This window comes from Burkholderia sp. AU27893, assembly GCF_002223205.1.
Classification (GTDB): Bacteria; Pseudomonadota; Gammaproteobacteria; order Burkholderiales; family Burkholderiaceae; genus Burkholderia.
Genome location: NZ_NKFD01000003.1, coordinates 1 through 21,109, shown reverse-complemented (window position 1 = coordinate 21,109; position 21,109 = coordinate 1). Strand labels below are relative to the sequence as shown.

19 protein-coding genes and 2 pseudogenes are annotated in these 21,109 nt (G+C 64.6%); 10 read left to right on the top strand and 11 right to left on the bottom strand.

Going from position 1 to position 21,109, the window contains the following annotated elements; all coding sequences use genetic code 11:
• Positions 1 to 560 precede the first annotated feature (560 nt).
• Both parA and CFB47_RS18150 read left to right on the top strand, forming a co-directional pair.
• On the top strand, positions 561 to 1,223 hold the full coding sequence (gene parA / locus CFB47_RS18155) for a ParA family partition ATPase (protein ID WP_011353621.1): 663 nt from the start codon (positions 561 to 563) through the stop codon (positions 1,221 to 1,223).
• Positions 1,224 to 1,246: 23 nt separating this feature from the next.
• Complete coding sequence (locus tag CFB47_RS18150; protein ID WP_089459271.1) at positions 1,247 to 2,308, top strand: ParB/RepB/Spo0J family partition protein; 1,062 nt, start codon at positions 1,247 to 1,249, stop codon at positions 2,306 to 2,308.
• A gap of 89 nt (positions 2,309 to 2,397) precedes the next feature.
• Here CFB47_RS18150 and CFB47_RS18145 read toward each other — a convergent pair whose 3' ends face one another.
• Positions 2,398 to 3,765, bottom strand: coding sequence for a replication initiation protein (locus CFB47_RS18145; RefSeq protein WP_089443721.1), 1,368 nt, complete (start codon positions 3,763 to 3,765; stop codon positions 2,398 to 2,400).
• A gap of 441 nt (positions 3,766 to 4,206) precedes the next feature.
• Here CFB47_RS18145 and CFB47_RS40500 point away from each other — a divergent pair, with 441 nt between their 5' ends.
• Both CFB47_RS40500 and CFB47_RS18135 read left to right on the top strand, forming a co-directional pair.
• Positions 4,207 to 4,935 (top strand): hypothetical protein, encoded by a 729-nt coding sequence (locus tag CFB47_RS40500; RefSeq protein WP_143330842.1) that lies wholly within the window; start codon positions 4,207 to 4,209, stop codon positions 4,933 to 4,935.
• A gap of 652 nt (positions 4,936 to 5,587) precedes the next feature.
• Positions 5,588 to 6,769: a DNA-binding protein gene (locus tag CFB47_RS18135; RefSeq protein WP_089461857.1), complete on the top strand. Its 1,182-nt coding sequence runs from the start codon at positions 5,588 to 5,590 to the stop codon at positions 6,767 to 6,769.
• A 136-nt stretch (positions 6,770 to 6,905) separates the two neighbouring features.
• Here CFB47_RS18135 and CFB47_RS18130 read toward each other — a convergent pair whose 3' ends face one another.
• The 3 genes from CFB47_RS18130 to CFB47_RS18120 form a co-directional block, all read right to left on the bottom strand.
• Positions 6,906 to 7,931 (bottom strand): tyrosine-type recombinase/integrase, encoded by a 1,026-nt coding sequence (locus tag CFB47_RS18130; RefSeq protein WP_089461856.1) that lies wholly within the window; start codon positions 7,929 to 7,931, stop codon positions 6,906 to 6,908.
• A 101-nt stretch (positions 7,932 to 8,032) separates the two neighbouring features.
• A complete protein-coding gene (locus CFB47_RS18125) occupies positions 8,033 to 8,413 on the bottom strand; it encodes a DUF2471 family protein (RefSeq protein ID WP_089461855.1) in 381 nt (126 codons plus the stop codon).
• A 148-nt stretch (positions 8,414 to 8,561) separates the two neighbouring features.
• Positions 8,562 to 9,173 (bottom strand): helix-turn-helix domain-containing protein, encoded by a 612-nt coding sequence (locus CFB47_RS18120; RefSeq protein ID WP_089461854.1) that lies wholly within the window; start codon positions 9,171 to 9,173, stop codon positions 8,562 to 8,564.
• Positions 9,174 to 9,334: 161 nt separating this feature from the next.
• Here CFB47_RS18120 and CFB47_RS18115 point away from each other — a divergent pair, with 161 nt between their 5' ends.
• Complete coding sequence (locus CFB47_RS18115; protein ID WP_089461853.1) at positions 9,335 to 10,534, top strand: glycine C-acetyltransferase; 1,200 nt, start codon at positions 9,335 to 9,337, stop codon at positions 10,532 to 10,534.
• A gap of 13 nt (positions 10,535 to 10,547) precedes the next feature.
• Positions 10,548 to 11,576, top strand: a complete 1,029-nt coding sequence (gene tdh, locus CFB47_RS18110) for an L-threonine 3-dehydrogenase (RefSeq protein ID WP_011356765.1) — start codon at positions 10,548 to 10,550, stop codon at positions 11,574 to 11,576.
• Between the two features lie 397 nt (positions 11,577 to 11,973).
• On the opposite strand, the gene CFB47_RS18105 is transcribed toward tdh, so the two are convergent.
• The gene (locus CFB47_RS18105; protein WP_256946706.1) at positions 11,974 to 12,390 is read right to left on the bottom strand and encodes a hypothetical protein; all 417 of its coding nucleotides are present in this window, start codon (positions 12,388 to 12,390) and stop codon (positions 11,974 to 11,976) included.
• Positions 12,387 to 13,025, bottom strand: a complete 639-nt coding sequence (locus tag CFB47_RS18100; protein WP_089461851.1) for a GNAT family N-acetyltransferase — start codon at positions 13,023 to 13,025, stop codon at positions 12,387 to 12,389. The genes CFB47_RS18105 and CFB47_RS18100 overlap by 4 nt, the downstream gene beginning before the upstream one ends.
• Before the next feature lie 182 nt (positions 13,026 to 13,207).
• Between CFB47_RS18100 and CFB47_RS18095 the strand changes: the two genes are divergently transcribed.
• Together CFB47_RS18095 and CFB47_RS18090 are read left to right on the top strand one after the other, a co-directional pair.
• Positions 13,208 to 13,813, top strand: a complete 606-nt coding sequence (locus tag CFB47_RS18095; RefSeq protein WP_089459276.1) for a TetR/AcrR family transcriptional regulator — start codon at positions 13,208 to 13,210, stop codon at positions 13,811 to 13,813.
• A gap of 63 nt (positions 13,814 to 13,876) precedes the next feature.
• Positions 13,877 to 14,356: a nuclear transport factor 2 family protein gene (locus CFB47_RS18090; RefSeq protein WP_039344601.1), complete on the top strand. Its 480-nt coding sequence runs from the start codon at positions 13,877 to 13,879 to the stop codon at positions 14,354 to 14,356.
• A 527-nt stretch (positions 14,357 to 14,883) separates the two neighbouring features.
• Here CFB47_RS18090 and CFB47_RS18085 read toward each other — a convergent pair.
• Positions 14,884 to 15,969, bottom strand: a complete 1,086-nt coding sequence (locus CFB47_RS18085; protein ID WP_089459277.1) for a tartrate dehydrogenase — start codon at positions 15,967 to 15,969, stop codon at positions 14,884 to 14,886.
• A 117-nt stretch (positions 15,970 to 16,086) separates the two neighbouring features.
• On the opposite strand from CFB47_RS18085, the gene CFB47_RS18080 reads away from it, so the two are divergent.
• Positions 16,087 to 17,010: a LysR substrate-binding domain-containing protein gene (locus CFB47_RS18080; RefSeq protein ID WP_089461850.1), complete on the top strand. Its 924-nt coding sequence runs from the start codon at positions 16,087 to 16,089 to the stop codon at positions 17,008 to 17,010.
• Positions 17,011 to 17,168: 158 nt separating this feature from the next.
• Here the strand turns inward: CFB47_RS18080 and argC are convergent, their stop codons facing one another.
• Positions 17,169 to 18,107: an N-acetyl-gamma-glutamyl-phosphate reductase gene (gene argC / locus CFB47_RS18075; protein ID WP_089461849.1), complete on the bottom strand. Its 939-nt coding sequence runs from the start codon at positions 18,105 to 18,107 to the stop codon at positions 17,169 to 17,171.
• 120 nt (positions 18,108 to 18,227) lie between these two features.
• Here argC and CFB47_RS18070 point away from each other — a divergent pair, with 120 nt between their 5' ends.
• Positions 18,228 to 19,112: a LysR family transcriptional regulator gene (locus CFB47_RS18070; protein ID WP_089443708.1), complete on the top strand. Its 885-nt coding sequence runs from the start codon at positions 18,228 to 18,230 to the stop codon at positions 19,110 to 19,112.
• A gap of 73 nt (positions 19,113 to 19,185) precedes the next feature.
• Here CFB47_RS18070 and CFB47_RS18065 read toward each other — a convergent pair.
• From CFB47_RS18065 to CFB47_RS18055, 3 genes and pseudogenes are all read right to left on the bottom strand, one after another.
• Positions 19,186 to 19,647, bottom strand: a pseudogene (locus CFB47_RS18065) (signal peptide protein); the annotation flags it as partial.
• A gap of 60 nt (positions 19,648 to 19,707) precedes the next feature.
• A complete protein-coding gene (locus CFB47_RS18060) occupies positions 19,708 to 20,925 on the bottom strand; it encodes a patatin-like phospholipase family protein (RefSeq protein WP_179243675.1) in 1,218 nt (405 codons plus the stop codon).
• A pseudogene (locus CFB47_RS18055) lies at positions 20,922 to 21,109 on the bottom strand (3-hydroxybutyrate dehydrogenase); the annotation flags it as partial. The pseudogene CFB47_RS18055 and the gene CFB47_RS18060, both read right to left, overlap by 4 nt.

The following is a 21,109-nucleotide window of genomic DNA, read 5'->3' as shown; positions in this document are numbered from 1 at the left end:
GTCGGTACGCTGCCTCGCAGGTTGGCCGCCCAGCACTGGATTTCGGCGCGGCCGGGAGGTGGCCTTCGTTACTCGCCGTCTATCGCTCGCGGTTTATGCGCATAAACGCGGTGCCTCGATAGCGCGTTCGGGCGACTCATGCAGGTCAAGTGGCATATCTCGATGCGCCCATACCCAGCCAGGATGTACCACTCACAACCAAGATCAGAAGCGCCTACCTTCCCGGCACGATCACGCGCCACGCTTTCCGCGGAGAGTTTATGCGCACAAACTCTGCGGCCCTCAGCCGGGGCTTACCCCCTCGAACGATAGGGCAGCGCACTGCGACACGCGCGGCAACTCGCCACTCACACCGACGTCACCGCACGCAATGCCACCGACTCGCTCACCGACTTCCTAGGCATCCGCTGCACCATCCGATCGAGTCATCTTCCATCGTCGCTTCGTTTATGCGCATAAACCGATAGTCCAAACGGCCAATGCGTAGTTGTTGAACGACAATTTCATTGAAATCCAAATATCGTCCTGTAGAATTCCAACGACCAAAATAGGAGTGAAAATTGGCCGCGGAAATCATTGCAGTCACTCAACAAAAAGGTGGCGTCGGCAAAAGCACGATTGCCATGCACCTCGGTGCCGCGTTCCATGAAAAAGGGAAGCGCGTCCTCGTCATCGACGCAGACCGTCAAAACACGCTGGTTCACTGGTCGAGCGCATCCGGCGACAGCGACACCGGCATTCCGTTTCCGGTCGTCAACCTGGCCGAAGCCGATGGCCAGATCCATCGCGAGATCAAGAAGTTCATCAACGACTACGACATCATCGTCGTGGACTGCCCGCCGTCGATCACCGAGAAGGTATCGGGCGTGGTCCTGCTCGCCGCATCGATTGCCGTGATCCCGACGTCGTCGTCGCCGGCCGATTACTGGTCGAGCGTCGGGCTGGTCAAACTGATCCAGCAAGCGCAGGTCATGAACGAAGACCTCCGCGCCGTCTTCCTGCTGAACAAGACCGAAGAGAAGCGCATGCTGACCCGCGAGCTCAAGCGTGCGCTGGAGGAACTCGGCTTCCCGTTGCTGAAAACGCAGATCCCGACCCGGGAGGCGTACAAGCAGGCGATGGCGCTCGGTCAGACCGTACTGCAGATGAACGATCGTGGCGGCAAGCTGGCCGCCGCAGAAATTCGCGCATGCGCCGACGAAATCGTCGCCATGCTGCCCTGACTTTATGCGCACAAAGGAGTCACATGAAACCCTCCCAATTTGCCAAAGGATTCCAAGCGCGCCCGGATATCACGACGAGCGAGAAGCGCACGGCGCTTGATCGACTCAATGCGATCGACGGCATCGTCAAGTCCGAGACCCCCACTCCGGCACCGACCAAATCCGCGAAGAAAGACGTCGCACCATCGCCCGCTCCCGAACTCACGCTCGATTCGTCGATCGATGAATCGGCGCAATATCGCGCGTGGCGTCTCGAGAATCGCTATGCGCCGGGGCAGGTGATCGAACTGCCGCTGAAGGCGATCAAGCATAGCCCGTTCAATCCGCGGCACTTCTATCTGAAGTCGTCGATTGCCGAACTCGCCGTCAACCTCGCCAAGCAAGGACAGCAGCAGGCGATCCACGTGATTCCGGACTACGAGAACCCGGGCACGTATTTCGTCAGCGACGGCGGCCGCCGCGTGCGGGCACTGAAGGAAGCGAACAAGGAATCGGTCAAGGCGATCGTGATCGACGTGCCGATCGGCATCCAGAGCTACAAGCTCGGCTACGATCTCAACGTCCAGCGCGATTCACAAACGGTGTTCGACAACGCCGTCGTGTGGCGCCGTTTCCTCGACGACAAGCATTTCCAGAGCCAGAAGGAGCTCTCCGAGCACCTCGGCCTCGACGAATCGACGGTGGCCGTCGCGCTGTCGATCGGCAAGCTGCCGGAAGCGATCATGCAGGAAATGGTCGCGCGCCCCGATCGCTTCGGTTCGAACATGGCGTATCAGGTCGGCCGCTATCACAATGCGCGCGGCACCGAGGCGACGCTGCGGCTGATCAACAAGATCGTGTCCGACGATCTCAGCACGCGCCAGGTGTCGGACATCGTCAAGGGCCGCGTCGCGGCGCAGGAAACGCCGAAGGCCGCGGGCCGTCAGCGCTATGCGCAGCGTCTCGAGATCAAGCTCGGCGGCAAGTCGGTCGGCGACCTGAAGTCGTATGGTGAAGATCGCATCGAATTGCGCCTGCGCGGTCTCCCGAAGGACAAGCGCGACGCGATCCTCGAGCAGCTCGAGCGGATGCTGTTGTCGGAGTGATGGAAACGGCCGGCAGGGCCTGGTGAGGACGCCGGGCCCGCCATCGAGGGCGGGGCCGGCGGCGGCCCGTCAGCGGGCCCGAGCGGGCCTCAGGCGGCCCGCGACTGATTCAGCGTGAACGACAGCAGGTCGCCGTCCGTCGGCTCGCCCCAGGTCCTCTGGGCCAGCCAGTCGAAAAAGGCCGTCTCGGCCAGCTTGGAATCGAGGCCGCGCTTGCGCCAGTCATCGCGCAGATGCGTGCCCATCGTCGGCAGCGCCTCCGATTCGAACGACTCGCGCGCCACTTCGCGCTCCGCGTCGCCCTGCTCTTCGTACAGCACCTTCGCTTCCTTGCGGCGGAACGCCGCGAACTCGCTCAGCAGGCGTGCCTTCAGATCGTCCGGCTGGGCCGCGGCAATCTTCGGGGACGGCGTGCCGGCAGGCAGCGTGTCGACCGACTCGACCGGCGGCGCATACCCCTTCTTCAGCGCATCCTTGAACAACGCCGGCGCGCTGCGCACCGGCGGCAGCGTCGTGCTGCGCATCCGCTGCTCGGTCATCTGCAGTGCGGCACGAATGCGGTTCTCCTCGCTGTCCGCATAGAGCGTCTGCGCTTCCTTCAACGGGATCCCGAGCTTCACCATCCGGTCGACCAGCGTGCTGTCGAACACGTTCGGGTGTTCGTCGAGCGCGAGCATCGGCTGCTTGCGTTCGGTCACGCGGAACTGGATCTCCGCGACCCGGCGCCCTTCACGGTGCTCGATCAGCTCGACGAAGATGTTGGTGACTGCGTTGACTTCCGCGATCGCGGGACGCAGATAGTCGCGCTTGAAGTACTTGTACTCGCGCTTCGCCTCGTCGCCGGCTTCCGTGTCGGGCGTGCCCGACAGGATCGGCCGCCACCATTCCCACGGCTCGCGCATCGTCAGGTGGCTCGGGTTCGTCAGGTAGCGCACGCAGATTTCGTACAGCGCGAGACCGGCGCTGCTGCGCAGCTGGCTCTGGAACTGCAGGCTCAAGCGCGCGTACTGGACCGGGTCGAGCAGCTTCTTCTTGATCTTCGGCGCGAACGAGAATTCGACCCATACGCGGCGGGTGGTCGGATCCTCGAGAATTTCCGCGTCGGCGATCAGCGTCGAGATCCCCCACTTGCGGCCCGGCTTCTGGCTCGACGTCCCAGTGCTCCATTCGACCTGCACCGACACCATGCGGCGCAGGTGTTCCTTCACCAGCGCGGTGTCGTTCGAATCGAAGGCGGAGTTGGCGACGATGTCCGACAGCAGCGCGCGATACGTATCGCCCGAGTCGTCGGCCTGCTGCGCCACGGCCAGCAGGACATTGAACAGCTTGCGAGTGAGGAGCGTGATCTTGCCGCTCTTCGGCTGAATTGCGATCGCCTCGACGGCCTTCCGCAATTCGGCTGAACTGGCACTCACCACATCCACATCGGTTTTCTTGGCGCGCTTCGTCGTGGCCATACGTCGGGTCGGAGGAGAAGTTTTCCGGAAGGATAGCGCCTGCGGTGAAGTGCGTCCAGAACGACATGCTCACCATAGCGGGTGAAGTGCGCGTGCAAAACGGCACTCACCCCAGGCGCTCCCGAAAACTCTCACCGCTCCTGATTTACAGCGTTCCGGACTCGTCCAGACGTGCTGCGGGATGCGCCGATTCACAGAATTTCACCTGTGCACGACACGTGCGGAATGAGCTCCCGTATCGGCTCACCTTTCGATTTGTCGCAATTTTACGACTGCGCAGCTGTGCGTTCGGCACAGCGTTGCGATCCCACGTCGGCACGCGTCCCCGATCGCCCTCCATCGGCCTGTATGCATGTACAGGCGTGACCTGGCAGGAAATCGGAATCGGATCCGACATCCCGAAAGACGCCTGCGAAACCGGCCCGCGCGACCCGATCAAGCATGCTTTTCCGGGCCGGGCGCGCATTGTACAGCGCACAAACCGTATCGGGCCCCGAAAATACTCACCTTGAGCACGGTGATTGCATTCGTCCGGATATCGGCGAATGCCCGACACGCGGGGGATTCACTCCCAAGGCCTCCCGAAAACGCTCACCTTACCCAAAAATCGCTGTGCTGCTACAGGCAGGGAAACGACTCCCGAAAAACCTCACCGTAACCGCCTCGGTATCAAAAACCCCAATGCCTTCCGATACTTATGCACAAATGGCATTTGGCTGTGCACCGCCGACATCCCCCGAAAAGCCTCACCTTTCGACGGAAATCCTTCGTACGACAACCTCATGTCGGGCCCCGAAAAATCTCACCTGTGCCAAAAAGTGGCACAGCAAAAACGAGATTTCTTCCAGTCCTGGCGGGCTTTTCGACGAATTCAGCCGTTCACCGGTCCCGAAAAACCTCACCTTTGCCCATTTTTCGGGCAAATTCCATTCCCGAAAAGTCTCACCTGTGGCCGGCATCACAGCCTGTGATCGGGGCCCCGAAAAATCTCACCTCAAGGAGATCCGGGCAGGAAAACCCGAATTTCCCTCCCGAAAAACCTCACCTTTAGGGCTTCACAGGCCCCCACAGGCGCTTTTGCTGTGCAAAATGGCGGTCGTTTCCCGGAAATCCTCACACCAAATTCCCGTGGAGTCCCGTGAAACCTCACCTTTCAGAAAAACTGCCTAAAAGATGAGCAGAATCGGGGCACGAAGAAGGTCCCGCAAATTCTCACCTGTGTCTGCACAGGCAGAAAACTGTGCAGCGAGGCACCGCGTGGGTTCTGTGGCTGTGAGGCCCCGAAAAACCTCACCTTTGGTAAATCTCGTGTTTCACTGTGATCCCGAATCCGCTCACGACCTTTCCCGCAACGGCTCACGCAGCTCCCTGAACCCCATCACGTCAGCTCCCGCAGGAGATCACCTTGGCTCCCGTAAAACTTCACCTTGTCGGCCGGAAAGCCTTGCCGCATAAGGCTGTGCCGTGGCGTTAACGTTTTTAACTAAGGGTTCAAGGGTGTTTACTTCTAATACTCTCAAGACATCGGCTGACGAGTTTTCCACAGACACCCCAACCCCTGACCACCGACAGGCAATCGGATCCGCTGTCATGTGAAACAAATGCCGAAATTCGGGGTCCGCAGGAAAATGCTTGCAAGACAAGGACTTGGCTGACTTTCTTCGCTTTGTTTCACGGAATCTTCGGCCGCAGTCGTCTGGATCGGCTCACAGACCCGCTTTCTGTGCAAAGCGACGTAAATTCACAACGGCAAGCCGAAACAAGTATCGATAGATACGTATTTCGTTATGATTGCAACATTTGAATGTCTGCGAGCACAGCGATGACCCTCGACGAAATACGCCAGGCCATTCGGGACGAACTGGAATCGCTGCGTGCGAACGGTGCGCGACGGCAGGAACTGTCGCTGCACGCATGCAAGCGGTTGTTCTTCGATCTTGGCATCAGGCCGTCGGCTGCCAATGTCCGCGATCTCACCCAGACCGGCAGCGCCAGCGACATCCCGAAAGACATCGACCATTTCTGGGAGCGCATCCGTTCCGCCTCCAAAATCAGGCTCGACGGTGCCGCAATCCCGAAAGCCGTCGAGGAAAAGGCAGGTGCACTGCTCGGCGCACTCTATGAAGAAGCGTTGAAAGCCGCGACGGACAGTCTGGATGCAGATCGCGAGCAGGTTCGCGCCGGCGTTGCCGACGCCGAACAGCGGTTGCGCGACGCAACCGTCCGCCAGGAGACGCTCGAAGCCGCGCTCGCGCGTGGCGAAGCGAAAAACGAGCAGTTGCAGGCACGCGTGACCGAACTCGAGGTCCAGCTCGCGTCGCAAACGACGCACGGTTCGGCCAGCGAGGCGACGTTGCTCACCACAGTCGCCCGACTGGAGAAGGAGCTGGCCGCGGCCGCCGGACGCGTCGAAGCCGAGCAGACGCAAAATGCGGCGCTGCGCGACCGCATCGATGCGCTGCAGGCCGAACTGCAGCAGCGCACCGAGCACTACGCGCAACAAATCAAGGACGCCGTGGCTGAAGCGGAACGCCGCGTGAAGCCGATGCTGGTCGAGCTGGATTCGCTGCGCAGCATGGCGTCGACCTACCAGAGCGGTTTGCGCGACGTTCAGCGCAAGGAGTTCGATTTCCTGCAGCAGTTGAGTTCGGCCAAGGCACGTGCCGACCGGCTCGAAGAACAGTTGCGCAGCCAGGGTGATGAACTGGAACGTGCGACGCGCGATGTGAGTTCGTTGCGCGCGAGCCGCGGCATGAGTCCGGAAATCGCCGCGCTGATCCGCCGTCTGGCCGATGCCGGGCAACTGGATGCGGAGGCGTTTGCCGCGATCGGCACGTCGCTGGATCAGGAGATTCCAGTGCCGGCCCATTGTCCGCATTGCGACGGTGAGCCGGAGCTGTCACACGGCGACGAGGGTTTCGAAGTGGCCTGCCCCGAGTGCGAGCATGCTTCGGGCGCATGGCCGTCCCGATTCGAAGCGGTCGCGCGATTCGCGCGTACGTGACGCCCGAACAGGCCGTGCGGCACAGGTGAGACGATCCGGGGAGCTTGAGGTGAGGTTTTTCGGGAGCTGTGAAACGGTGAGGCTACGCCACACAAGGCTGCTCACGGATCGCTTCGCGTGAGCAGCCCATTCGTGATCAGTGAGTTTCGTCGCGGTCGGACGCGTCACCGTTGCTGTTGCCGTCGGCCAGACCGTCACGCCAGTTCTTCCATGCACGATGCAGGCGATTCGACGAGATCGGCCGCATGAAGCCCAGCCATTTACCGACCCGTTCGGGCGGCACGTCGTGTTCGAACAGCTCGGCCGCGTAGGTATTGCGCAGCGTTTGCGGGCTCGCGCGCGCAGTGCGCGACGACGTGAGCCCGGCGGATTCGACGATCGCGTCGATCGCGCGCAGCATCGTCGCCTTGTGCATCGGCCGCCCGGCATGGGATGCCGGGAACACGAGCTCCCCCGGAATCTCCTGACGCTTGCGCTCGGTGAGCCAGGCTTCCAGCAGGGCGATCGCGAACGATGCCAGGTGGGTTTCGCGTGCGAAATCCGGATGCGTCGACTCGATCCGCAGTGACGTTCCACTCGTATTGATGCAACTAATCGTAAGCGCGCGCGCTTCGCCGGTTTTGATGCCGGCACCGAGAAAGGCGGCAACGAGTGCGCGGTCGCGCCGCTCTTTCCAGTACGCGGAACCGGATACGCCGATCGGCGAGAACAGGTACGCGAGCAACGTCGCTCGCTCGGCCGGCGTGAGGAAACCGGTCGGTTCGTTGTCGCGCGCCTTGCGCCAGTTCGCTTCGCCGTCCTGAGCAATGAACCGGGCCGGGTTGGTCGACGCGTATTCGGTGCGGCGGATGTGGTCGAGCACGCGCTCGATCAGTCGCAAATAGCGCATTCGCTGGGTTTTCCGGATCGGCAGTTCGCCGACGAAATTCGCGATGGTTGCGGTATCGACCGTGGCCAGATTCTTCTGGTGCGCGCGCATCCAGGTGAGAAACGCGCCCCATTGAGCGCGGTAGACGTCGGCTGACGAGCGGCGATAGTCCTGCATTGCGAGCCAGGCATCGAATGCGGCTTCCGGCGAGACGATCCAGTCGGATGCGCCGCGGTCGAACAGATCTGTTTCTTCCGGGCGTGCCGGGGTGTCGGGAGAGGCGGGAAGAGACATGTGAATTATTCCGTTAGTTGCGTATATGGTAGCCCTTTCCGCAACGTCTCGGGCAGCAAGAGGCTGGGCAAGGTCGCCATCGGCGGCGCCCGGGCTGGGAATCAGTCGCCCCACGCCTTAGCCGGGCGATGAACGCGCGCGGGCGCCGCCGTGTCGTTCGACGCGGCTGACGCCGCTTCATACGCGAGAACCGCGAACGAAAATACGGCGGGCAGCGCATTCGAGCGCCCGAAGTCGATCGGATCGTCCGTTTCGGGAAACGTCATGTCCAACGGTCGCTCGAACAATTGACGCATGCCGGCCTCGTGCCGGCTGGCAAAGCCGAGATCGGCAAGCGCCTCGGCCTCGATGGCGTGCAGCAGCCGCCACGTCAGCGGGACGCGCTGGTGGATGTAGCGCCCGGCGATATGCCGGACGATCAGCTCGAGGTCGTGCGCGGCAGCCTTGAAGCTGAGCGCGGCCAAATCTTGTTCTTCTGTCATTGCAGGCTCCTGTCGACCGGGCTGGCGCCTCGGTGCGCCGGCTCCGGCCCATGCATGGCGGAATGTCCGTATACTGTACAAACATACAGTACTTTCCGCAACTGGCCTGCAACAGATCCTTTGGCCGTTTGGCCAGCTATGCGCGCCGTCAGCGATGGATCACGATCAGCAATGCCCGCGCTTCGGTCTTGCCGGGATTGCGGATTGCGTGCGGCTCGTCGGCCGGGTAGCGCGCGGTGTCGCCCACCTTCAGGCGCCGGCTGGCGGCCGCGGCTTCGATTTCCATCGCGCCCTGCAGCACGGTGAGGTGTTCGCGCGTGCCGGGTTCGTGGGCGTTCGACACCAGCGCACCGCCGCCCGGCAGCGTCAGCTCGTACCACTCGAACTTGCCGGCGAGGTCGATCGGGCCCCACACACGCAACTGGTAGCGGCCGTCGTGGCCGGCGAGTGTCGGGATGTCGTGCGGGCCGTCTACCCGGATCGTCTCGGGCGCCTTCGGCTGCGAGAACAGCTCGTCGAGCGTGATGCCGAGCGCGTTCGTCAGCCGCCACGCCACGGCGATCGTCGGGTTGGCCTTGTCGCGTTCGATCTCGGAGAGCATCGATTTCGATACGCCGGCCGCGCGCGACAGGTCGTCGAGCGTCAGCTTGCGTTCGTTGCGCAGCCGCTGGATCTGCTCGCCGACACGCGGCGGCGTTGCGGCCGACGGTTGCGGGGCGGCGCTGGCGGGCGTGCGCCGCGAACCGGAGGAACTTGCCATTTGGATTCCGTTCGCTTAGAGTTGTTCGATATTTCGAATTCTAGTTCGGAATATCGGATAAATGCGGTCAACCGAACGACCGACTATAACAGTAGCAGGCCGCTGCCCCGCCGCCACGAGTGGCGCGTTGCGGAATGCGAAACCCTGTCAGGAGCTTTGCGATGCGTGATGCCTTTCTCGCCCAGGTGCGCGGGACGCTGGACCAGATCCGTGCGGACGGTTTTTACAAGACCGAGCGCGAGATCGCGAGTCCCCAGGCGGCGGACGTGCGGCTCGCCGGTGGTGCCGGCGTGCTCAATTTCTGCGCGAACAACTATCTGGGTCTGGCGAACGATTCGCGCCTGATCGACGCGGCGAAGGCCGGCCTCGACCAGGACGGCTTCGGCATGGCATCGGTACGCTTCATCTGCGGCACGCAAACCGTGCACAAGCAACTGGAAAGCGCGCTGGCCGCGTTTCTCGGCACCGAGGACAGCATCCTCTATTCGAGCTGCTTCGACGCGAACGGCGGGCTGTTCGAGACGCTGCTCGACGAGAACGACGCGGTGATCAGCGACGAGCTGAACCACGCGAGCATCATCGACGGCGTTCGCCTCTGCAAGGCGAAGCGCTTCCGCTACAAGAACAACGACCTGGCCGACCTCGAGGCGAAGCTCAAGGAGGCCGACGCGGCGGGCGCGCGCCACAAGCTGATCGCGACCGACGGCGTGTTCTCGATGGACGGCATCATCGCCGATCTCAAAGGCATCTGCGATCTCGCCGATCGTTACGGCGCGATCGTGATGGTCGACGATTCGCACGCGGTCGGCTTCATCGGCACGCATGGCCGCGGCACGCCCGAGCACTGCGGCGTCGAAGGCCGCGTCGACATCATCACGGGCACGCTCGGCAAGGCGCTCGGCGGTGCATCGGGCGGCTATGTCGCCGCGCGTCGCGAGGTCATCGAACTCCTGCGCCAGCGCTCGCGCCCGTACCTGTTCTCGAACACGCTCACGCCGAGCATCGCCGCGGCATCGCTGAAGGTGCTGGAGCTGCTCGGCAGCGACGAAGGCGCGAAGCTGCGCGAGCGCGTGCGCGAAAACGGCGCGCGGTTCCGCCAGCAGATGACCGAAGCCGGCTTCACGCTCGTGCCCGGCGCGCATCCGATCATCCCGGTGATGCTCGGCGACGCGCAGCTCGCGACGAACATGGCCGACAAGCTGCTCGACGAAGGTGTCTACGTGATCGGCTTCTCGTTCCCTGTCGTACCGCGCGGCCGCGCGCGCATCCGCACGCAGATGAGCGCCGCGCATACGCCCGAGCAGATCGACCAGGCGGTCGCCGCGTTCGTGCGCGTCGGCAAGTCGCTCGGCATCATCTGACGGAGGCGCGATCATGAAAGCACTGGCAAAGCTCGAGCGCGGCCCCGGCCTCACGCTCACGCGCGTGAAGCGCCCCGAAGTCGGCCACAACGACGTTCTGATCAAGATCCGCCGCACGGCGATCTGCGGCACCGACATCCATATCTGGAAGTGGGACGACTGGGCGCAGAAGACGATTCCCGTGCCGATGCACGTCGGCCACGAATATGTCGGCGAGATCGTCGAGATGGGGCAGGAAGTGCGCGGCTTCGCGATCGGCGATCGCGTGTCCGGCGAAGGCCACATCACGTGCGGGTTCTGTCGCAACTGTCGCGCGGGGCGCCGGCATCTGTGCCGCAACACGGTCGGCGTCGGCGTGAACCGCGAAGGCGCGTTCGCCGAGTATCTGGCGATTCCCGCGTTCAACGCATTCAAGATTCCACCCGAGATTTCCGACGACCTCGCATCGATCTTCGATCCGTTCGGCAACGCGACGCACACGGCGCTGTCATTCAACCTCGTCGGCGAAGACGTGCTGATCACCGGCGCCGGCCCGATCGGCATCATGGCCGTCGCGATCGCGAAGCACGTCGGCGCGCGCAACGTCGTCATCACCGACATCAACGACTACCGGCTCGAACTCGCGCGCAAGATGGGCGCGACGCGTGCGGTCAACGTCGCGCGCGAGTCTCTGCGCGACGTGATGTCCGACCTGCACATGACCGAAGGCTTCGACGTCGGCCTCGAAATGTCGGGCGTGCCGAGCGCGTTCACGAGCATGCTCGAGGCGATGAACCACGGCGGCAAGGTCGCGCTGCTCGGCATTCCGCCGGCGCAGACGGCGATCGACTGGAACCAGGTGATCTTCAAGGGGCTCGAGATCAAGGGCATCTACGGTCGCGAGATGTTCGAGACCTGGTACAAGATGGTCGCGATGCTGCAGAGCGGCCTCGACCTGTCGCCGATCATCACGCATCGCTTTGCGGCTGACGATTACGAGAAAGGCTTCGCCGCGATGTTGTCGGGTGAAAGCGGCAAGGTGATTCTCGACTGGACGGCCTGAGTGCCGAGAAGGGGCGGTGCGGCGTGTTTGCCGCCCGCCCCGTTTCTGTTTTACGTCTGCGTGTGCGAGTCGAAGCATGCGAAGCCGCGCTCAAGGTGAGATTATTCGGGAGCTGTGTTTGCGCACCGAATCGCGGTACCGTCGCACATCGGTGACCTGCAATCGCACGTTCACTTCACCTGTCGGCAGTCGTCCCGCTACGCGCCATCACGCCGTTCGGCACTTGCTCCCCCTCTTCCGGGCACTTCCCTCCTGGCTTGCGGCGCGATGGTTCGCTACGTACGCCATGCGATGCCTCGCCGAACCGCACCATCAACCGTGAGCCTTCACGCGTCGTTGCGACTCACTCATGCGTAAAGCGATCGACATCGATGGATATCGACCGGTGCGCAGGCCGCTACTTGATCCGCTCACCATTCGCCCCTCGCGGGTCGAGCTGAAGACTCAACATGACGAGCCAGCGCTTCGGGCATTGCGGCGCGATGTCGGCCGGATCGCCGTGCGCGCCGGGAACGGTGACGAACCCGTGTTGCGCCGCGTATTGATAGGCGCGCAACGCGTCCGCCTGCAGCCAGAAGCTGACGAGCGCGCACGTGACGAAGCGGAACAGCAGCACCGTCGCGGCATCCGGCGCGAAGCCGGCCATCACCAGCAGGCTTTCGAACGCGAACGCCAGCGCTTGGGCGACCGCGATCGTGAGAAGCGTCAGCTTCAACACGCCGCGCAGCCGCTGCGCCGCTCGCAACCGTGCCTGCCGGACGTCGAGCCCGGTGTGATCGTCGTCACCCTCGCGCTTCGGCATATCGTGTTTCACGAAGCGGCTCCGACGTGCCGCGTAACGTCGAACTGCGTCGTATCGCCGGCAACGATGCGACCGCTCCCGACGCTGACCGATTTGCACAGGATCGTGCTGTCGTAGTTGTGTCCCGGAAAGCGCATCACGTCGACCGGTTGAAATCCTTCGCGTCGATAGAAATCGATGAGCCGGACGGCCGCAGATGGCGCGTCGAGCGCGAGGTGTGTCGCGCCGCGCGCGGCGGCCCGCCGTTGCGCGAACGCGAGCAGCGAACGGCCGATGCCGCGATCCTGCCAGACGGGATCGACGGCCAGTTGGCCGAGCGTCGCGACGTGCCGGCTGCGGTACGGATCGCAGCGGGAATCGGGATCGTGCGAACGCATCGTCATCGTCGCGACCAGGTGCGCATTGCCGAGCGTGACGAAGCACTCGCCGGTGAGCACGCGTTCGCGTGTCGCCGAGGCCGGCTGATCGACGCCCGGGCAATTGAAGCCCAGTGCGCCAAGCGATGCGAACGCGCGATGCAGCAGCGCGGTCAGCGCGTCGTACGAATCGCTGCGCGGGTCGAAGCGCCGCACGACGACGCGGCCGTCGAGCCGCTTCGCATAAGCCGCATAGGCGCGCGCGGGGCGCGCGGATTCCGGTCGCTGCATGATGTCCTTTCGCCCAGACAGGGTGACCGAAGTGTAGTGAGCGTCGCGCGTCCGCTTCAAGCAAAAATGTCGTAAACGCGGCGGGCCACGTCACGCGGCCAGGCCGCGATTCAGCCCTCTCGCCGACAGGGCTTTTCCATGCGGGTGTTGACGACGGAGAACGATCGTTCTACCGTAAACCCATGAACACACCTCACGACTCCTCCGCCGAACCGGGCGTTCGCGACCGGCTGCTCGATGCAGCCGAAGCGCTGATCTATTCGGGCGGCATCCATGCCACCGGCGTCGATGCGATCGTCAAGCGATCCGGCGCGGCCCGAAAGAGCTTTTATTCGCATTTCGAATCGAAGGAGGCGCTGGTCGTGGCCGCGCTCGAACGTCGCGACGAGCGCTGGATGCGCTGGTTCGTCGATGCCACGCTGGCGCGCGGCAAGGCGCCGCGCGTGCAGTTGCTCGGCATGTTCGACGTGCTGCGCGACTGGTTCGGGCAGCCCGACTTTCACGGCTGCGCGTTCCTGAACGCATCGGGCGAGATTCCCGACGCGGATGACCCCGTGCGCGTCGTCGCACGCGAGCACAAGGCACGCCTGCTGGCATTCGTACGCGAGCGGTTCGATGCGTATGCCGACGAAACCGGCATCGAGCGCCGCGGGCTCGCGCGTCTGGCGCGCCAATGGCTCGTGCTGATCGACGGTGCAATCGGCGTGGCGCTCGTAAACGGCGATGCAAACGCTGCGCGCGACGCGCGCGCAACGGCCGAACTGCTGCTCGACACGGTGTCCCGCTAGTCGAAGCAGCGAATCCGAACCGGCCGCGGGCGTCCGTGGCCAGAACCTGACCAGGAGCAACCCATGTCCGCTTCCCCTGAAGTCCGTCCGCCCGTTCCGCCCTTCACGCTCGAAACGGCGCGCCAGAAGGTGCGCGCCGCCGAGGACGGGTGGAACACGCGCGACCCGCAGCGCGTGTCACTCGCCTATACGCCGCAAAGCCGATGGCGCAACCGTGCGGAATTCGTGACCGGCCGCGACGAGATCGTCGGGCTGCTGCAGCGCAAGTGGGCGCGCGAGCTCGACTACCGGTTGATCAAGGAGCTGTGGGCGTTCGACGGCAATCGCATCGCGGTGCGCTTTGCATACGAATGGCATGACGACGCCGGCAACTGGTTCCGTTCGTATGGCAACGAAAACTGGGAGTTCGACGAGAATGGCCTGATGGCGCATCGTCACGCGAGCATCAACGACCTGCCGATTCGCGAGCAGGATCGTCTCTATCACTGGCCGCTCGGCCGCCGTCCGGACGATCATCCGGGGCTGTCCGATCTCGGGCTGTGACGCGCGCGTCGGCTCGACTCGGCGGATCGACGAACACGTCACCGAGATGCAACGGTGAGGAAATTCGGGAGTCGGTGCGCTGAGGGTGAGATTTTTCGGGAGGAGGTGAAATGTCGCGTCGGACTGTGTGTAGTGAGCCGTTCGACGCGGCATCGCATCGGGCAAAGCCAACGCGCCGCACATGTTGGCATCTCGTGATGCACGTGTCCGCATGCAACGGTGTGCTTCACGGCGTGACGCATCTCACCGATCGCACAGCACCGGCAGTGGATTGACGATCGGTGTGCACGCGCGCGGTGTGCAACTCACCGATCGTGTCGACGTCAACGTCGACGGATAGCGAGAGCCGTGCGCGTTGCGGTGCGGCGTTGCTCACCACTCGACTCCACAGTGCAGGCGACGAAATTCGCACGCGTGCGCAAATGCGTTGCGTGTTGCTCACCGCTCACCGCTCACCGCTCGCCTATCACCGCTCGCCGATTCGCGCAGTCACCACCCGGCGCATGCGATCACGCCGGGCACGATCGTCAGCCCGCGATCCGCGCGGCGATCGCCTCACCCACTTCCTGCGTCCCCGCGTTGCCGCCGAGATCGCGCGAATGCGGCCCCGTGCGCAGCACGTCCTCGATCGCGGCGACGATTGCGTCGTGCGCTTCGCGTTCGGGGCCCGCGCCGTTGCCGAGGAAGTCGAGCATCAACGCTGCCGACCAGATCATCGCGACCGGGTTCGCGATGAATTGCCCCGCGATGTCGGGCGCGGAGCCGTGCACGGGTTCGAACAGCGACGGAAACTTGCGGTCGGGGTTCAGGTTCGCCGACGGCGCGATGCCGATCGTGCCGGTACAGGCCGGCCCGAGATCCGACAGGATGTCGCCGAACAGGTTCGACGCGACGACGACGTCGAAGCGGTCCGGCTGCAGCACGAAGCGTGCGCACAGGATGTCGATGTGCTGCTTGTCGACGGCGACGTCGGGATAGCGTTCGGCCATCTCGGCCGTGCGCGCGTCCCACCACGGCATGCTGATCGCGATGCCGTTGCTTTTCGTCGCGACGGTGAGGCGCTTCGCGCGCCGCTGGGCGAGGTCGAACGCGAATTTCAGCACGCGCTCGGTGCCGTGACGCGTGAAGATCGACTGCTGCATCACGATCTCGCGTTCGGTGCCTTCGAACATCGTGCCGCCGACCGACGAATATTCGCCCTCGGTGTTCTCGCGCACGATCATGAAGTCGATGTCGCCTGCGCGGCGGCCGGCGAGCGGCGACGGCACGCCGTCGAACAGGCGTGCGGGACGCAGGTTGATGTACTGGTCGAACTCGCGGCGGAATTTCAGCAGCGAGCCCCACAGCGAAATGTGATCGGGCACCGTCGCCGGCCAGCCGACCGCGCCGAACAGGATCGCGTCCATGCCCGACAGTTGCGCCTTCCAGTCGTCCGGCATCATCGTGCCGTGCTGCGCGTAGTAGTCACAGCTCGCCCAGTCGATCTGGACGAAGTCGAAGCGCACGCCGAAGCGTGCGGTCACGGCGTCGAGTGCGCGCAGGCCCTCGGGCATCACTTCGCGGCCGATGCCGTCGCCGGGAATCACGGCGATCTTGTAAGTCCTGTCGGTCATGCAAATCTCCTTGGCTGGGCGGCCGGCTGCCTCGGGCGGTAGCGGCGCGTTACATCATTCTATTTATTTCCATTCAGATTAAAATCGTGCGAAAGGTTAATCGACTTTCCACGAATCGTGAACAAATCGCCGAATCTGGACGACCTGCGCGTGTTCAGCCTGGTTGTCCGCCTGACCAGCTTCAGCGCGGCCGCCGAGCAGCTCGCGGTGTCGCCCGCCTATGTCAGCAAGCGCATCGCGTTGCTCGAGGCGCAGCTCGGCACGCGCCTGCTGCATCGCTCGACGCGCCGCGTGACGGTGACGGAAGCCGGCGAACGCGTGTACGCGCGCGCCGAGAAGATCCTCGACGACGTCGATCATCTCGTCGAGGACGTGTCGACCACGCGCACGGTGCCGCGCGGCACGCTGCGCATTTCGAGCAGTTTCGGCTTCGGCCGGCACATCGTCGCGCCGGCGCTGCTCGACTTCACCGCACGCTTTCCGCAGTTGAACGTGCGGCTCGATCTGTTCGACCGGCTCGTCGACGTCGCGGGTGAAGGCTACGACCTCGACGTGCGCATCGGCGACGAGATCGCCGATCATCTGATCGCGCGCCGCCTCGCCGCGAACTACCGCGTGCTGTGTGCAGCGCCCGACTATCTCGCACGACGCGGCACGCCGCGTTCGCTCGCGGATCTCGCGTCGCACGACTGTCTGGCCATCAAGGAGCGCGATCACCCGTTCGGCGTGTGGCGGCTGAACGTGCGCGGCGAAACGGCAACGGTGAAGGTCGGCGGCGCGCTGTCGACGAACCATGGCGAAGTGGCCGTGCAGTGGGCACTGGCCGGGCGCGGCATCGTGTTGCGTTCGATCTGGGAAGCCGCGCCGCTGATCGAACGCGGCGCGCTGTGTCGCGTGCTGCCGGACGCAATCCAGCCCGCGAACATCTGGGCCGTGTATCCGGAACGCGTGGCGGCGTCGGCGAAAGTGCGCGTGTGCGTGGATTTTCTGGTGGAGACGCTGGCCGGCTTGAATGCCGCCGCGGGTGACGAGACGGCCTGAAACCGGCTAAAGGTGAGCTTTTACGGGGGCATGTGCGGAACGTCGGCAAGCCCCGTTTCCGGCTCACCATCGCGTCGCGAGCCGGTCGCGTCGAACGGTGACCCTCGCATCGCTTCCGCGATGTGTAGGGCCGGCCGACGATGGTGCCCGCACGCGGCTTACGCCGCTTTTGCCGCGCCGAGCATCAGGTCGAGATTCTGCACCGCTGCGCCGGATGCCCCTTTGCCGAGATTGTCGAACACGGCGGACAGCAGTACCTGGCCGTGTTCGGCATTGACGAACACGCCGAGCCGCAAGTCGTTCGTGCCGTTCAGCGCTTGCGGATCGAGATGCGTGATCGCTTGCGTCGCCGCGAGCGGCGTGACGTCGACGTGACGCGCGCCGGCGTAATGGTGCGCAAGACACGCATGCAACTGCTCACCGGTGACGCCGGCAGGCAGCAGGCGCAACTCGATCGGCACGGTGAGCACGATGCCTTGCCGATAGGCACCGTAGGCCGGCACGAACATCGGACGACTCGTCAGGCCGGCATGCAGCTGGATCTCCGGCACATGCTTGTGCGCGAGTGCGAGGCCGTAGACCTGTAGCGGTTTGGCTTGCGAAGCATCGTTCGACTCGAATGCGTCGACGGCAGCCCGTCCGCCGCCCGAGTACCCGGAGACGGCATGGATGCTCACCGGGTAGTCGCGCGGCAGCAGGCCGGCCTGTTGCAGGGGCCGCAGCAGTGCGATCGCACCGGTCGGGTAGCAGCCCGGATTGGTGACACGCCGCGCGTGCGCAATCGTCTGCGCGTGCCCGTCGGCCATCTCGGGAAAGCCGTAGACCCAATCCGGCTGCGTGCGGTGAGCCGAACTCGCGTCGATCACGCGCACCGCCGGATTGCGGATGAAGGCGACCGCCTCGCGCGCGGCCGCGTCGGGCAGGCACAGGATCGCGATGTCGGCTGCGTTGATCGCTTCGGCGCGCCGAACGGGGTCTTTGCGCTCGGCGTCCGGCAGTGTGACGAGCTGCAGGTCGTCACGCCCGCGCAGGCGTTCGTGGATCAGCAATCCGGTCGTGCCTTGATCGCCGTCGATGTAGACAATGGGCTGGCTCATGAGGGTCGCGTTCCTTCGGTTCGGTCGTCGGGAAAGCCGTATCGTCCGCCGAACACCTAGAATAGGAAAAGTTGAATTTGCTGACTGCCAGATTCAGTTTTCTTGAACGAGAGGTGAAGGATGCGAGAGATCAGCCTGGACCGCCTGCGCACGCTGGTCGCCATTGCGGACCACGGGTCCTTCGTCGCGGCGGCGCAATGGCTGCATCTCGCGCCGCCGACCGTCAGTCTTCACATTGCCGAACTGGAAAGCCGGATCGGCGCACCATTGCTGTCCCGCACGCGTGGCAACGTACGGCCGTCGCCGATCGGCGAAGTGCTGGTGGAACGGGCGCGCCGCCTGCTGGCCGAGGTCGAATCCACGCTGGACGATGTGCAGCGGCAGGTGCAGGGGCTGTCCGGGCGCGTACGCCTCGGTGCATCGACCGGGGCGATCGCGCATCTGTTGCCGCAGGCGGTGGCCCGGTTACGCGATGCGCATCCGGACATCGATGTCCAGATCGCGGTGCTCACGTCGCACGACACGCTGGCGCGCATTGCGCAGGGCACGCTCGATGTCGGACTGGTGGCGCTGCCGCAGACGGCGGTCGCGGGGCTGTCGATCCGTGCGTGGCGGCGCGATCCGGTGATGGCGTTTCTGCCGGCGGACTGGCCGCTTCCGGCGCGCGTGACGCCCGGCTACCTGGCCGCCCGCCCGCTGATTCTCAACGATGCGACCACGCGCCTGTCGCGGCTCACGACGGAATGGTTCGCGCTCGGCGGCCACCGGCCGGAGCCGCGGATCGAACTTAACTACAACGATGCGATCAAGAGCCTGGTCGCGGCGGGTTACGGCGCGACGCTGCTGCCGCACGAGGCGGGTGCGCCGCTACCCGACGCACGCATCGTCATGCGGGCGTTGCGCCCGGCGCTGTGGCGAGAGCTGGGGATTGCCCATCGGGCGGGGCCGGTCGAGCGGGCGACCCAGCACGTGCTCGATGCGTTGTGGGCGCTGAAGGCGCGCTAGCGCGCGCACGACGGGACAGCCGGCGCGGCGGCTCGTGCCGGGCGCACGTGCATATCGGCCGCGCGCTGTTCCAGAGCCGGTTGTCCTTCGCGAGCGTCAGCACGCGTGCCCAGCGCTGCGCATCGCGCTTGTCCGTCATCGGCAGCTTCCATTCGCTGCGCACGGCGTCGCGCACGCGCACGACGAGATGCCAGCGGCCGCCGATCGGTGCGGCCTGACAGCCATCGAGTTGCGACAGCGTATAGCGGCCGTCCGCGCCGTCGTGCGACAACCACAGCAACCCCTGCGTCGCGGATAGCCGCAACTCGCCCCACGCGCGATGCACGACGTGGGTCCAGCCTTCCTCCTTCGTATTCGGTGCGATATCGCGGCGGCGCTTGATCCACCACACGACCAGCGCGATCAGGATCGCGGCGGCGAGCACGGCGGCCGCGATCGCGACCGGCTGGCCGAACTGCGCGGCGATGACGTGAAACAGGTGAACCGCGCCCCATCCGAGAGCGATGAGCGCGAACAGTGCAATGAAAATCGGCATGTCTGAACGGAGAAGAGGACGGACCGGCGCATGCATCGCGCCGATCCGTCGCACACGGCATTACCGCTTGCGGTGAATGTCGTGCGTCACGAAGCCCGCGTCGTTGTTGGGCAGCGCGAGGCCGTCCTTGACCGCGAGCGTCTTGCGGATGTCGTCGAGACCCGCGGACCAGTGGTCACGCATCGTCGACAGACCGAACTGATAGTCCTTGTAGTGATGCTCGTACGCCTTCTGCTGGTAGATCAGGTGCTGGATGTTGTACTTCTTGCTGCACGACATCGCATCGGCCTCGACGCACCACGGATCCGCCTTGCGCTGCGCTTCCGGTACCTGGTCGAGCACGTGGCGCAGCACGTTGCGGTAGCGCTGTTCGCGCTGCAGCGTGTCGGTGACGAAACGCGTGCGGCTCGAATACTGCACGTCCTTCGTGCGCTCGGCGACGTCGGCCATCGTGCGCGGCAGCGGCCCGCGCGCGCTCCACAGATCGACCTGGAACGCGAGCGTGTCGCGGCGCGGCCGGGCGCGGAGCACTTCCATCAGCGGCGTATTCGACACCACACCGCCGTCCCAGTAGTACTCGCCGTCGATCTCGACCGGCGGGAACGCGGGCGGCAGCGCGCCGGACGCCATGAAATGCTCGGGCGCGAGACGGATGCGCGAGTTGTCGAAGTACACGAAGTTGCCGGTACCGACGTTGACCGCGCCGACCGACACGCGCGTTTCGCCCGAATTGATCCGGTCGAAATCGCACAGCTTCAGCAGCGTCGCGCGCAGTTGCGACGTGTCGTACCAGCTGATCTTCTCCGGGTGATCCGACACGCCCGGCAGCGGCGGCGGGAAGCGCGGCACGAAGAAGCCCTGCTGGCCCTGCATCATCGCGCTCGCCGCTTGCGACGCGGTGAAGAACGTACGGACCTGGTCGATGCTGTTGAACAGCGCGAACTCGAATGCGGCCGGAATCGTCGGGAAGAACGCCGGCTTGCAGATCGTTTCCCAGAACTCGCGCAGCCGCTCGACCCGATGCTCGGGCGCATTGCCCGCGATCAGCGCGGTGTTGAGCGCGCCGATCGAGATGCCCGCGATCCAGTCGAGCGGGATGCCCGCCTCGTGCAGCCCTTCGAACACGCCGGCCTGGTACGCGCCGAGCGCGCCGCCGCCTTGCAGCACGAGCGCGATCGTCTCGTACGGCAGCGTGCGCGCGGCGGCTGGTGCGCCGGCCTCGTGATGCAGGTCCGCCGCATCGACGGCCTGCTTTTCGGTGCGGGCGTGCGGCTTCATTGCATGAACCAGCCGTGGCTGACGATGAACGACTGGCCCGTGAGCGCGGCGCTCGGGAAGGCCGACAGGAACAGCACCGTCTGCGCGACGTCCTGAACGGTCGTGAACACGCCGTCGACCGTATTGCCGAGCATCACCTTCTTCACCACTTCCTCTTCGCTGATCCCGAGCTCCTTCGCCTGCT